At 74.2% G+C, this 11,987-nt stretch carries 14 protein-coding genes; 8 read left to right on the forward strand and 6 right to left on the reverse strand.

The features are described 5' to 3' along the window. Positions 1-7 precede the first annotated feature (7 nt). The 3 genes from fabI to IF89_RS0110520 are packed head-to-tail and all read left to right on the forward strand — an operon-like array spanning position 8 to position 3,304. On the forward strand, positions 8-778 hold the full coding sequence (fabI, locus tag IF89_RS0110510) for an enoyl-ACP reductase FabI (protein WP_030764486.1): 771 nt from the start codon (positions 8-10) through the stop codon (positions 776-778). Between the two features lies 1 nt (position 779). Beyond that, on the forward strand, positions 780-1,808 hold the full coding sequence (speB, locus tag IF89_RS0110515) for an agmatinase (RefSeq protein WP_030764489.1): 1,029 nt from the start codon (positions 780-782) through the stop codon (positions 1,806-1,808). Next, positions 1,805-3,304 carry a class I adenylate-forming enzyme family protein gene (locus IF89_RS0110520; RefSeq protein ID WP_078628210.1) on the forward strand — a complete coding sequence of 500 codons (1,500 nt, stop codon included), beginning with the start codon at positions 1,805-1,807 and terminating at the stop codon, positions 3,302-3,304. Before speB ends, IF89_RS0110520 begins: the two co-directional genes overlap by 4 nt. Positions 3,305-3,460: 156 nt before the next feature. Here the strand turns inward: IF89_RS0110520 and IF89_RS0110525 are convergent, their stop codons facing one another. Further along, on the reverse strand, positions 3,461-4,642 hold the full coding sequence (locus IF89_RS0110525; protein WP_051806948.1) for a beta-ketoacyl synthase N-terminal-like domain-containing protein: 1,182 nt from the start codon (positions 4,640-4,642) through the stop codon (positions 3,461-3,463). Next, positions 4,639-5,205 carry a hypothetical protein gene (locus IF89_RS40705; protein WP_158717836.1) on the reverse strand — a complete coding sequence of 189 codons (567 nt, stop codon included), beginning with the start codon at positions 5,203-5,205 and terminating at the stop codon, positions 4,639-4,641. The genes IF89_RS0110525 and IF89_RS40705 overlap by 4 nt, the downstream gene beginning before the upstream one ends. Before the next feature lie 83 nt (positions 5,206-5,288). Here IF89_RS40705 and IF89_RS0110535 point away from each other — a divergent pair, with 83 nt between their 5' ends. The 5 genes from IF89_RS0110535 to IF89_RS0110555 all read left to right on the forward strand — a co-directional run bounded on the left by IF89_RS0110535 (position 5,289) and on the right by IF89_RS0110555 (position 9,223). Continuing rightward, complete coding sequence (locus IF89_RS0110535) at positions 5,289-6,479, forward strand: macrolide family glycosyltransferase (protein WP_030764500.1); 1,191 nt, start codon at positions 5,289-5,291, stop codon at positions 6,477-6,479. A 45-nt stretch (positions 6,480-6,524) separates the two neighbouring features. Further along, positions 6,525-7,247, forward strand: a complete 723-nt coding sequence (locus IF89_RS0110540; protein ID WP_030764502.1) for a GNAT family N-acetyltransferase — start codon at positions 6,525-6,527, stop codon at positions 7,245-7,247. After that, positions 7,244-8,008, forward strand: coding sequence for a PIG-L family deacetylase (locus IF89_RS0110545; protein WP_051806950.1), 765 nt, complete (start codon positions 7,244-7,246; stop codon positions 8,006-8,008). The genes IF89_RS0110540 and IF89_RS0110545 overlap by 4 nt, the downstream gene beginning before the upstream one ends. Further along, entirely contained in the window at positions 8,008-8,616 is a 609-nt protein-coding gene (locus tag IF89_RS0110550; RefSeq protein WP_030764508.1) for an SAM-dependent methyltransferase, read from the forward strand. Before IF89_RS0110545 ends, IF89_RS0110550 begins: the two co-directional genes overlap by 1 nt. Before the next feature lie 106 nt (positions 8,617-8,722). Then, positions 8,723-9,223: a hypothetical protein gene (locus tag IF89_RS0110555; RefSeq protein WP_234327717.1), complete on the forward strand. Its 501-nt coding sequence runs from the start codon at positions 8,723-8,725 to the stop codon at positions 9,221-9,223. On the opposite strand, the gene IF89_RS0110560 is transcribed toward IF89_RS0110555, so the two are convergent. The 4 genes from IF89_RS0110560 to IF89_RS0110575 form a co-directional block, all read right to left on the reverse strand. Further along, the gene (locus IF89_RS0110560; protein WP_030764514.1) at positions 9,204-9,833 is read right to left on the reverse strand and encodes a Maf family protein; all 630 of its coding nucleotides are present in this window, start codon (positions 9,831-9,833) and stop codon (positions 9,204-9,206) included. The genes IF89_RS0110555 and IF89_RS0110560 overlap by 20 nt on opposite strands. Before the next feature lie 22 nt (positions 9,834-9,855). Then, on the reverse strand, positions 9,856-9,990 hold the full coding sequence (gene mmpB, locus IF89_RS49020) for a morphogenic membrane protein MmpB (RefSeq protein WP_267882091.1): 135 nt from the start codon (positions 9,988-9,990) through the stop codon (positions 9,856-9,858). Between the two features lie 79 nt (positions 9,991-10,069). Further along, a complete protein-coding gene (locus IF89_RS0110570) occupies positions 10,070-10,282 on the reverse strand; it encodes an acyl-CoA carboxylase epsilon subunit (protein WP_030764517.1) in 213 nt (70 codons plus the stop codon). An 18-nt stretch (positions 10,283-10,300) separates the two neighbouring features. After that, a complete protein-coding gene (locus IF89_RS0110575; protein ID WP_030764519.1) occupies positions 10,301-11,893 on the reverse strand; it encodes an acyl-CoA carboxylase subunit beta in 1,593 nt (530 codons plus the stop codon). Positions 11,894-11,987 lie beyond the last annotated feature (94 nt).

Here is an 11,987-nt window from a genome sequence, read left to right on the forward strand (position 1 = left end):
GACCCGGATGAGCGGCCTGCTCGACGGCAAGAGACTCGTCATCACCGGTGTGATCACCGAGAGTTCGATCGCGTACGCGGTGGCCCGCCTCGCCCAGCAGGAGGGCGCGCGGATCGTCCTCACCGCGTACGGCCGCACCTCGCTGGTGCAGCGGCTCGCCCGCCGACTGCCCCACGAACCGCCGGTCGTGGAACTCGACGTCACCGCGCCCGACCAGCTGGCCACCCTCGCCGACCGCGTCGGCGAGCACCTCGACGGCGTCGACGGTGTGCTGCACTCCATCGCGCACGCCCCGGCCGCATGCCTCGACGGCGGCTTCATGACCGCCGGATGGCCCGACGTCTCCGCCGCCCTGCACACCTCCACGTACTCCCTCCAGGCCCTCGTGGTGGCCTGCCGGCCCCTGCTCCGCCCCGGTGCGTCCGTCGTCGGCGTCGACTTCGACGCCTCCCGCGCCTGGCCCGGCTACGACTGGATGGGCGTGGCCAAGGCGGGGCTGGAGGCGTGCAGCCGCTACCTCGCCCGCGAGCTGGGACCCGACGGCACGAGGGTCAACCTGGTCGCGGCCGGCCCCGTGCGCACCCTGGCCGCCCGCGGCATCGGCGGCGACGCTCCCGCCTTCGAGACCGACTGGGCGGCCCGCGCCCCTCTCGGCTGGGACCCCGCCGACGCGACCCCCGTCGCCCGTACCTGCCTGGCCCTGCTGTCCGACTGGCTCCCCGCCACCACGGGAGAGATCGTCCACGCGGACGGCGGCCACCACATGATCGGAAGCTGACGTGCAGCACCTGGGATCCGCCCACGGGCCCGACATCACCTTCCTCGGCGTCCCGCGGCTCGACCTGTCCGACCCGCCCGAGGACGCCGACGTGGTCATCCTCGGCGCCCCCTTCGACGGCGGCACCTCGCACCGGCCCGGCGCCCGCTTCGGCCCGTCCGCGATGCGCCAGGCCTGCTACCTGCCGCAGAACGGCGCCCGCCGCAGCCTGGCCATGGGCGTGGACCCGCTCACCGAACTGAAGGTCTACGACGCCGGGGACGTGCCCTGCTACTCCGGCGACATCGCGCAGAGCATCCGCAGCATCGAGCGGGCGGTGCGGATGACGGCCGGGCTCGGCGCGATCCCCGTCGTGCTCGGCGGCGACCACACCATCGCGCTCCCCGACATGCGCGGGCTGGCGCGCCACCACGGCTTCGGGCGCATCGCGATGCTGCACTTCGACGCCCACGCCGACACCGGCGAGGTGGAGGACGGCCCGCTGTACGGCCACGGCAAACCGATGCGGCAGCTCATCGAGTCGGGCGCGGTGCGCGGCGACCGCTTCCTGCAGATCGGGCTGCGCGGCTACTGGCCCGGCCCGCAGACGCTGCGCTGGATGGCCGGCGAGGGCATGCGCTCGTACGAGATGTCCGAGATCACCGCGCGCGGGCTGCAGACCTGCCTCACCGAGGCCTTCGCCGTCGCCATGGACGACTGCGACGGGGTGTTCCTGTCGGTGGACGTGGACGTCGTCGACCCCGGCCAGGCGCCGGGCACCGGCACACCCGAGCCGGGCGGACTGACCTCCCGCGAACTGCTGGACTCGGTGCGCCGGATCGCCTACGAACTTCCCGTGGTCGGCGTCGAGGTCGTCGAGGTGGCACCCCCCTACGACCACGCCGACATCACCGCCTACCTGGGCAACCGGGTGGTCCTGGAGGCGCTCTCCGGCATCGCCCGCCGCCGCCGCGACCAGGCCCTGGGCACGCACTGGGACCCGCGCACCCCGCTGCTGGAACGGGAAACGCAGGAAGGAGCACAGCGGTGACCGCGACGACGACCGGCACACCGACCGCCCGGACGGCACCGGCCGCTCCGCCCGGCCGGCCGGCCGCCGCCCCCACCCCCGCGCTGGCCGACGCGGCCGGCACGCTCACCGGGGCCGCGCTCACCCGCAGGGTGCTCGCCGCCGCGGGGGAGCTGCGCGGACGCGGCGTCGGCCCCGGCGACCGGGTCCTGGTCAAGGGCGACAACTCCGTCGACTACGTCGTCGCCCTGCTCGCCCTGATGCACCTGGACGCCTCGCTGGTGCCGGTGGACCACCGCCAGACGGCCGCGGACGGGCGGTTCGCCGCCCGCCGGGCACGGGCGCGCTGGCTGCTGACCCGTCCGGCGGACGCCGCCGACTTCCCCGGCGAGTGCGTGCTGGACTATCCCGGCCTCGGCGCCCGTTCCACCCCGGCCGACGGGGAGGGCGACGGCGGGGAGGTCGACCTCGCCGCGTGGTTCGCCCGCACCGACGCCGTGGTGCTGTGGTCCTCGGGGACGACCGGCCCGCCCAAGGGCATCGTGAAGTCCGGGCGCGCCCTCCACGACAACACCCGGCGCACCATTGCCGCCATGGGCTACCGCGCCGACGACGTGCTGGCCCCGCTGCTGCCCTTCTCCCACCAGTACGGGCTGTCCGTGGTGCTGCTGTGGTGGCTGGCCGGCTGCACCCTGGCCGTCACCCCCTACCAGCGGCTCGACGTGGCCCTCGCCCAGTCCGTGGAGCACGGCGTCACGGCCGTGGACGCGGCCCCGTCCACCTACCACTCCCTGCTCGGCGTGGTGCGCCGCCGCCCCGAGCTGCGTGCCGCGCTGCGCCGGGTACGCGTCTGGGGTGTTGGCGGCGCCCCGCTGCCCGCGCCCCTCGCGGAGGCCTTCCCGGCCGTTCTCGGCCGGCCCCTCCTCGACGGGTACGGACTCACCGAGCTCGGCAACGTCGCGCTGGCCACCCCGCAGGCGCCCACCGGCTGCGGCAGGCCGCTGCCCGGCGTGGAGGTACGCGTCGTCCGCCCGGACGGCGCACCGGCCGCCCCCGGCGAACTCGGCGGGATAGAGGTGCGCTCACCGGGGTTGATGGAGGGCCGCCTGCGCGAGGACGGCACGCTCGACCCCGTACCGCAGGGCTCCTGGTACCCGACGGCCGACCTCGGGCACTTCGACGCCGAGGGCCACCTGTACGTCGTCGGGCGCAACCAGGCCGTGCACCGCTCGGGCTTCACGCTGTACCCGGAGAGCCTGGAGCGCAAGGCCGAGGCCTGCGGCCGGCAGGTCAAGGCGCTGGCGGTGGAGGACCTGCGGCGCGGCTGCACCCTGCACTTCGTCGTGGCCGACCCCGACGGGGGCTCGCCGGCCCAGTGGCGCCGGCGGATGGCGCCGCACCTGGCGGAATACGAGCAGCCCAACGCCGTGCACGTCGTCGACCGCTTCCCGCTGAGCGCGAACGGCAAGACCGACACGGCGGCCCTGCGGAGGATGATCGGCGTGGCGGCCGCCTGACCGGCCCCCCACTGCGGGCCCGGGTGGCCGGGTCGGCCGCCGGCCGCAGCGCCCGCCCGTCCCGGCCGGACACATCCCGGCCGCCCGCATCCCGTTCGGCCGCCTCCCCGGTGCCGGTCGCTCCGCCCGGCCCCCGCGGGCGGAGCGACCCGTCCTTCACCGCCGCAGCAGGACCAGCGAGGCATTGTTGCCCCCGAAGCCGAAGCTGTTCACGGCGGCCGTCCGCGCACCGGCGACCTCCATCGGCACCGTGGGCAGCACCACCCGGTCGGTCGGCTCCGGAACGGTGAGGCCGGCCGTGGGCGCGACCACGCCGCCGCGCAGCGTCCCGGCGGCCGCGGCGATCGCCGGTACCCCGGAGATGTGCAGCAGGTGGCCGATGGCGCCCTTGTGGGAGCTGACGGGCAGGGCGCGGGCGCCGCAGTCCGCGGCGACGGCCTCGACGGCGGCCAGTTCCGCCGCGTCCCCCTGACCGGTCCCGGTCGCGTGCGCGTGGACGTGGTCCAGCCCGTCCACCGAGGCGTCGTCGAGGGCGGCGCGCATGCAGGCCGCGATCCGCCCGGTGTCGGACGCTGCGGACTTGGCGCCGGCCACCCGGCAGGCCGCGCCGGCGACCACGAGGTCGGCCGCCGCCCCCCGCGCGCGGGCCTGCGCCGCGCCCTCCAGGACGACGGCGCCACCGCCCTCGCCGAGGGAGATGCCCGCCCGGTCCACGTCGAAGGGCCGGGCGGCGGTGCGGCCGACGGCCCGGACGACGTCCATGCTGGCGTACTCGTACCGGTTGAGCACCGACGAGCCGACCACGACGGCCACGGGCGCGGCGCCCGAGCGCAGCAGCTCGCGGGCGTATCCGACGGCGAAGACGGCGGAGGCGCAGGCGTGCGAGAGGTGCGCGGGCTGCCGGCCGGGGCCTGCGAGGACCCCGGAGAGGACCTCCTCCGGGTCCGGGCCCAGGAACTCCCGTTCGTCGACGGCCCGCCGACCGTGCCACCCGTCATCCGGCGGGGGGAGGGGCGCCTGGCCGACGAGGAGCACGGCGGCGCCGTCCGGGAGCCGGGCGAGGCCGGCCGCGTGCAGCGCCTCGCGGAGCGCGGTTCGCGCGTAGGCGCTCTTGCGGGGGCCCTCCTCCGGCCCCGGTCCCGGCCGCGTCGTCGCGCCTCCCGCCCCCGGCCCCTGCTCGGGGACCTCGCCGACCGGTTCGCCCCGGTAGGGCGGTGAGGTGAAGCGGCGGGCGGCCGCGAGGGCGGAGCGTCCGCCGAGCAGGCCCCGCCAGTACGGCTCCACGCCCTGGCCGAAGGGGGTGACGAGGCCGAGGCCGCTGATGACGATGTCGCTCACAGGCCGGACGCCTTCCATGCGGTGGCGAGGGCGAGGTGGTCCGCGTCGCGCGGGTCCTCGCCGGGGACCACGATCAGGTCCAGTACGACGGCGGCCGGGCGCCCGACGCCGACAGCAGGGGTGAACTCCGCGCCCGGCAGCGGTGGTTGCGCCAGCAGGTAGCAGTCCCCGCGATGCTCGGCGGCGGTCAGCCAGGTGCGCACCAGCTCGGAGGCCTCCATCCCGACGGAGTCCGAGGGCCGCAGCCGGCGGGCGGGGTCGTGGCAGCGGGCGACGAAGCGCCGGGCTGCCCAGGTGCCGTAGTCGTGGCACAGGACGTACAGCGCGGCCGTCGCGCGCAGGTCCGGCGGCAGCGAGCCGAAGGCGGCTGCGAGGGCTGCGGAGGCCGCGTCCTGGGGCTTGCGGTGCACGGACGGCGCGGAAGCCGATGCCGCTGCCGTTTCCGCTCCTGCTTCCGCTTCCACCGCCGTCGGCCACGGGAAGGCGGCCACCCGCGCCCCGTCGGTGCCGGCCAGCGCCCGGTGCCACCGCACGGCGGCGGGCCCCCTGGTTCCTGTCGTCATCCCCACCCCTCTACCGAAAGTCATGATCTGTCGAATATGCTCAGTCGGCAGTCAAGTTTTGTCAACGAATGGAAAGGGGAGTCATGCCGCTTCACGTCGGGTTCGTGGGGATCGCATGGCACGGCCATGTGAACCCCACCCTCGGCCTCGTGGAAGAGCTGGTGCGCCGCGGTCACCGGGTCTCCTACGCAGTGACCGAGGCGTTCGCCGAGACCGTACGGGCCGTCGGCGCGGAGCCCGTCGTCTACCGCAACCCCGTCGACGACGCCCTCACCGACGACGGCCTGGACATCTCGCCGACGGACTTCCTGCGGGAGGCCGAGGCCGCCCTGCCCGTGCTGGCCGAAGCCTGGGCCGAGGACCGGCCCGACCTCATCGCCTACGACGGGATCGCCTGGGCCGGCCGCGTGCTCGCCGCCCGGTGGCACCTCCCGGCCGCCGAGATGTGGCCCTCCTTCGTGTCCAACGAGCACTTCTCCCTGGAGGCGGAGTTCCTCGCGGACCAGCCGCTGCACCCCGGGGTCCTGCGGTTCGTCCGGGAACTGACCCGGTTCCTCACCGCGCACGGCCTGCCCGCGACCTCCGCCGCCGACTTCCTCGGCCACACCGAGCCGCTGCGCCTGGTCTTCCTGCCGCGGTCCTTCCAGTACCGCGGGGAGACCTTCGACGACCGCTTCGCCTTCGTCGGCCCCTGCGCCGGCGAGCGCGGCTTCCAGGGCGGTTGGAGCCCCGCCGCCGACCACCGGCCGGTGCTGCTGATCGCCCTGGGCACCGCCTGCTACGACTGGCCCGACTTCTTCCGCATGTGCGCCGAAGCGGTCGCCGACCTGCCCTGGCAGGTGGTCATGGCCTACGGCCCCGGGCTCGACCCCGCCGACTTCGGCCCGCTGCCCGACCACGTCGACGCCCGGCCGCACTTCCCCCAACTCGCCGTCCTGCGCCACGCCGACGCCTTCGTCACGCACGGCGGCATGGGCAGCACCATGGAGGCCCTCCTCCACGGGACCCCGATGGTGGCCGTCCCGCAGACCCACGAACAGACCGCCGTCGCCGAGCGCATCGACCGGTTGGGCCTCGGAGTACGCCTCGACCGCGACCGGCTGACCGCGCAGACCCTGCGCGAAGCCCTCCTACGGGTCATGGGCGACCCCGGCATCCGCGCCAACGCCGCCCGCATGCGCACCGAACTGCGCTCCGCCGGAGCCGCTCCCGAGGCCGCCGACCGGCTGGAACGCCTGGCCGCGTCGGCCGCCCCCGCCGCGGCACACACCTGACCGCCACCCCTCCACCCATCCAGAACCTTCATTCAGGGAGTCGCCATGCAGGGCAAGCTCGTCAGGCTCGAACGGCCCAGGGACGAGGACTACGAGCTGATGGCCCGGTGGTTCGGGCCCGACGCCCCCGCCGCCGTAATGGCCGCCACCGACGGGGACGTCGTCACCGCCGAGGAGTTCCGCCGACTCGACCAGAGCGGCGGCCTGCGCCAGTTCGCCGTCCGCGACGCCGAGGACCGCACCGTCGGAGCCGTGCACTTCAAGGCCCAGGGGCCGGTCGGCGGCTACGTCCTCGGCGGCGCCATCGGCGACCGCGAACTGTGGCGCCGAGGCCTGGGCGCCGAGGCCTTCGACCTCCTCATCGACCACCTCTTCCACGCCCGCAACGCCCACCGCGTGCAGTTCACCACGGCGCTCTACAACAAGAACGTGCTCCGGCTGGTGACCGGCGTGGGCTTCACCCTGGAGGGCATCCTGCGCGAGTACTTCTACCTCGACGGCCGCCACCACGACGGCGCGGTGTGGGGCTTGCTGCGCCACGAGTACTACGCGGCCGTCGAGGAGCTCAAGCGCACCGACCCGACCTTCGTCCTGCCGGACGCCGTACCCGAGGCCGACAAGGCCCAGGCCCGCCGGCTTCTCGCCGAGTACATCGCCGGACCCTTCGGCAAGACCTCGACGGGACTCCTGCTCGACGCCGCCGGTGTGACGGCAGGCGCCGCCGCCGGGGACGGCGGCCTCGACCGTACGCACGAGGACCAGCGGTGACCTCGCCGCGCTGGCGCACGGTGGTCCTCTCCCCGCACTTCGACGACGCGGCCCTGTCCGTCGCCGGCCTGCTGGGCCGGCTGGACGGCCCCGCCGCCGTGGTCACCGTCCACGGCGGCGCCCCGCCCGCAGGCGCCCCCGCCTCCTGGTGGGACGCCGGCTGCGGCTTCGCCACGGCCGGGGAGGCCCACCGGGTACGCCTGGAGGAGGACGCGCGGGCCTGCGCCCTCATGGGCGCGGACCAGCTCGCCCTGCCCAATGCCGACAGTCCGTACCGCGACGGCGGAGCCCCCCTCGCCGGACTGGACGAACTCCTGCGGGAGCTGCACCCCGACACCCGGGTCCTGGTGCCGCTCGGAACCAACCAGCCGGACCACGCGGCCGTCCGCGACCAGGCGCTCGCCGCACTCGCCGACCCGGCGGGCCCCCGGCCGTACGTCTACGCGGACCTGCCCTACACGGGCGCCGTGCGCCGGTGGGGCACGGACGCCGCGGTCGAACGCCTGACCGTCGACCCCGCGTACGGGGGCGCGTTGCGCGAGACCGCCGCCCGCCACCGGATGCGGGTGGCCTACGACGTCCGCCTCGACGACGCCGAATGGGCCGCCAAGCGCGCCGCCATCGTCTGCCACGGCTCGCAACTCGCCGCAGTGGCCGTCGGCCACGGCCCGTTCCTGCGCAGGCCCGGCCCCCTCCAGGCCGAACTCGTCTGGGAGCTGGAGCACTCCGCCGACACCCCCGCACACACCCCGGAGCCCTGATGTCCGCCACCCGCCGCACCTCGGTGTCCACCGCGCACTTCGACCGGGCCTACCGCTCCCGGACCGACCCCTGGGGCACCCTCCACAAGCCCTACGAGCAGGAGAAGTTCGCCGACACCGCGTCCCTGCTGCCCGCCGGGCGGCGCTTCGGCTCCGCACTGGAGATCGGCTGCGGCGCGGGCGCCCTGACCCGGCTCCTCGCCCCGCACTGCGAGGAGCTGCTCGCCACCGACTGCTCCGCCGCCGCCGTCGAACAGGCCCGCGCCACCTGCGCGGACCTGGAGGGCGTCTCCTTCGCGACGCTGCGGGTGCCCGAGGACCTGTCCGACGGACAGGCGGACCTCGACCTCGTCGTCATGTCCGAGGTGGGCTACTACCTGTCGGACGCGGACCTGCACCTCGCCGCCCGGCGGATCCGCGCCCGGCTGCGGCCCGGCGGCCACCTGCTGCTCGCGCACTGGGTGCACGAGGGGCCCGGGGACGTCATGACCGGCCGCGGGGTCCACGAGGCGTTCCGTGCCGTTCCGGGGACGGTCCAGGTCGACGGCAGGGACGTGAGCCGCTACGGCGAGACCTACCGGCTGGACCTGCTCCGGCGCGCACCGTAGGCCTGGAGGAACCGCAATCCCACCGCCGCCGACGTCTTGTCCACGGAGCTACCCGTTAGTAGCCTCCAGGCGTCGAACAGGCTTGTGACACGTGGGGGGTGGGCGCATGGTGCTGCGAAGACTCGTGGCCGGACTGGCCGCGATCGTGCTGGTCGCGGAAGCCGCCGTGCTCGTGCTCGTCCACATCGTGCTGGGCCGCACCACGGCCAACCAGTCGATGTCCATCGCGGGCAGCGACCCGGAGGTCATGTCCAAAGCCACCTACGCCATGGGCGCGGGCATGGGAGCCTTCCTGCTGCTGTGCGCCGTGCTGGCCGCCGCCACCGCGCTGCGCGACCGCTCCCCGGGCCGCTTCGCCCGCGTCGTGCTCATCAGCGCCGCCGTCACCCACGCGGTGCTCGGCATGCTCGCCGTCGGACTGGTCGGCTGGGCAGCCTTCGTGACCCTGATGCTGATCCTGTGCCTGCTCGTCCTGATCCTGACCCTGTACCCCGCCGCCCGGCAGGACGGCGAGAGGGCGGAGCGCCGCGAGGGCGACGGCGGCGGCCCGCCCGGGCACGCCGGTGGTCCGCCGCCGCCCGGGGAGCTCAAGCCCACAGGTCCGTGATGGACACGTCCAGTTCGCCCAGCAGGGAGCGCAGCAGCGGCATGGACAGCCCGATCACATTGCCGTGATCCCCGTCGATGCCGTCGATGAACGGCGCCGACAGCCCGTCCAGGGTGAACGCACCCGCCACGTGCAGCGGCTCACCGCTGGCCACGTACGCCGCCACCTCCGCGTCCGTCGGCTCGCCGAAGCGGACCGTCGTCGACGCCGTGGCCGACACCTGCCGCCCGGTCGCCGTGTCGATCACGCAGTGCCCGGTCCGCAGCACACCGGCCCGGCCGCGCATCGCCTTCCAGCGCGCGGTGGCCTCGTCGGCGTCCGCGGGCTTGCCCAGCGCCTCGCCGTCCAGTTCCAGGACCGAGTCGCAGCCGATCACCAGGGCGCCGGCGGCCTCGTCCAGGCCGGCCACCACGGCCGCCTTCGCCTCGGCCAGCGCGAGCGCCAGCGCGGCCGGCTCGTCGTGGTCCAGGGTGTCCTCGTCGAAGCCGCTGACGATCACGTGCGGGGCGAGGCCTGCCTGCCGCAGCAGGTTCAGCCGGGCGGGGGAGGCGGAGGCGAGGACGACCTTGCGGGCGTTCGGGGGCTGGGGCGTGGCAGTCATGCCCGCCATCGTAGGTGCGGCCGGGGGCGGCTCAGAAGTGGCTCACGCCGAGGACGTACACCACCACGAGCATGGCGAGGGCGAGCACCACGGTGAGCCGCCGGATCATCGCCTGCGCGTCGCGCATCTCCTCGGGCGGCTCGTTCTTCGGGTCGGACCAGAGCATGTTCCGATCCTGGCCCCGGGAACGGGTGCGGCGCCTGAGTACGGGTACTCAGGCGCCGCCCCGCGTTCACGTCATCCGGCTATCCGGGCCAATACGTACGGCCCCAGGCCCGCGGCCCCGGCTGCGGCAGCCGCCGCCGCGCCACCCGGGCCGGCGTCGACCACTCGTCCGCGACCTGCGGGGCGCCCGGCGGCGTCGCCGCGGCCAGCTGCGCCGCGCGTGCCCGGACCACCGCCAGTGCGGCGGCCAGCTCCTCAGGGGTCGGATTGCCCTTGACGACCTTGATCACCACGGTGACCTCCTGGAGGGACTAGAGGGGGATGTTGCCGTGCTTCTTCGGCGGCAGGGACTCCCGCTTGGTGCGCAGCTGCCGCAGCCCCTTCACCACGTGCGCCCGGGTCTCGGACGGCATCGTCACCGCGTCGATGTAACCGCGCTCGGCCGCCGTGTACGGGTTGAGCAGCGCGTCCTCGTACTCGGTGATCAGCCGGGCGCGGGTCTCCTCCAGCTCCTCGGGAGCGGCCTCGGCCAGGGTGCGGCGGTGCAGGATGTTCACCGCGCCCTGCGCGCCCATGACGGCGATCTGCGCGGTGGGCCAGGCCAGGTTCAGGTCCGCGCCGAGGTGCTTGGAGCCCATGACGTCGTACGCGCCGCCGAAGGCCTTGCGGGTGATGACGGTGATCAGGGGCACGGTGGCCTCCGCGTAGGCGTAGATCAGCTTGGCGCCGCGCCGGATGATTCCGTTGTACTCCTGGTCGGTGCCCGGGAGGAAGCCGGGCACGTCGACGAAGGTCAGCACCGGGATGTTGAAGGCGTCGCAGGTCCGCACGAAGCGGGCGGCCTTCTCGGAGGCGTCGATGTCCAGGCAGCCGGCGAACTGCATCGGCTGGTTGGCGACGACGCCCACCGGGTGCCCCTCGACGCGGCCGAAACCGGTCAGGATGTTCGGCGCGAACAGCGACTGCGTCTCCAGGAACTCCGCGTCGTCCAGCACGTGCTCGATCACGGTGTGCATGTCGTACGGCTGGTTCGCACTGTCCGGGATCAGCACGTCGAGCTCGCGGTCCGTGTCGCTGACCTCGGTGTCTGCCTCCTCCGGGAAGGCAGGGGGCTCCGAGAGGTTGTTCGACGGGAGGTAGGACAGGAGCGACTTCACGTACTCGATGGCGTCCTTCTCGTCGCCCGCCATGTGGTGCGCGACGCCGGACGTGCTGTTGTGCGTCCGCGCACCGCCCAGCTCCTCGAAGCCCACGTCCTCACCGGTGACCGTCTTGATGACGTCCGGGCCGGTGATGAACATGTGCGAGGTCTGGTCGACCATGACCGTGAAGTCGGTGATCGCGGGCGAGTACACGGCGCCGCCCGCGCAGGGCCCGACGACCAGGCTGATCTGCGGGATCACGCCCGAGGCATGGACGTTGCGGCGGAAGATCTCGCCGTACATGCCGAGCGCGCTGACACCCTCCTGGATGCGGGCGCCGCCGGAGTCGTTGATGCCGACGAGCGGGCAGCCGGTCTTCAGCGCGAAGTCCATGACCTTCATGATCTTCTGGCCGAAGGTCTCGCCGAGGGCTCCGCCGAAGACGGTGAAGTCCTGCGAGAACACGGCGACCGGTCGGCCGTCGACCGTGCCGTAACCGGTGACGACGCCGTCGCCGTAGGGGCGGGTCTTCTCCAGCCCGAAGTTGGTCGAGCGGTGCCGGGCGAACTCGTCGAGCTCGACGAAGGATCCCTCGTCCAGCAGAAGGGCAACCCGCTCACGCGCCGTCAGCTTGCCCTTGGCGTGCTGCTTCTCCACGGCGCGGGCGGAACCGGCGTGGGTGGCTTCGTCGATGCGGCGCTGCAGATCCGCGATCTTGCCCGCGGTGGTGTGCATGTCGATCGGCTCTGACGGATGTGACATCGGGGTCGCGGCTCCCTGCATGGTGTCAACTGCCTGGTCAATTGATTGACTACTGCTGGCTACTGGTGCGTAGCGTATCGGCGGGCATGGCGCT

The sequence above is a fragment of the Streptomyces sp. NRRL F-2664 genome (assembly GCF_000719345.1).
Taxonomy (GTDB): domain Bacteria; phylum Actinomycetota; class Actinomycetes; order Streptomycetales; family Streptomycetaceae; genus Streptomyces.

What these genes read in the sequence shown, in the direction of transcription:
- fabI (WP_030764486.1), top strand. Translation starts at nt 8, where the DNA reads ATGAGCGGCCTGCTCGACGGCAAGAGACTCGTCATCACCGGTGTGATC.
- IF89_RS40705 (WP_158717836.1), bottom strand. Translation starts at nt 5,205, where the DNA reads ATGACGACAGGAACCAGGGGGCCCGCCGCCGTGCGGTGGCACCGGGCG.
- IF89_RS0110535 (WP_030764500.1), top strand. Translation starts at nt 5,289, where the DNA reads ATGCCGCTTCACGTCGGGTTCGTGGGGATCGCATGGCACGGCCATGTG.
- IF89_RS0110540 (WP_030764502.1), top strand. Translation starts at nt 6,525, where the DNA reads ATGCAGGGCAAGCTCGTCAGGCTCGAACGGCCCAGGGACGAGGACTAC.
- IF89_RS0110550 (WP_030764508.1), top strand. Translation starts at nt 8,008, where the DNA reads ATGTCCGCCACCCGCCGCACCTCGGTGTCCACCGCGCACTTCGACCGG.
- IF89_RS0110555 (WP_234327717.1), top strand. Translation starts at nt 8,723, where the DNA reads ATGGTGCTGCGAAGACTCGTGGCCGGACTGGCCGCGATCGTGCTGGTC.
- IF89_RS0110560 (WP_030764514.1), bottom strand. Translation starts at nt 9,833, where the DNA reads ATGGCGGGCATGACTGCCACGCCCCAGCCCCCGAACGCCCGCAAGGTC.
- mmpB (WP_267882091.1), bottom strand. Translation starts at nt 9,990, where the DNA reads ATGCTCTGGTCCGACCCGAAGAACGAGCCGCCCGAGGAGATGCGCGAC.
- IF89_RS0110575 (WP_030764519.1), bottom strand. Translation starts at nt 11,893, where the DNA reads ATGTCACATCCGTCAGAGCCGATCGACATGCACACCACCGCGGGCAAG.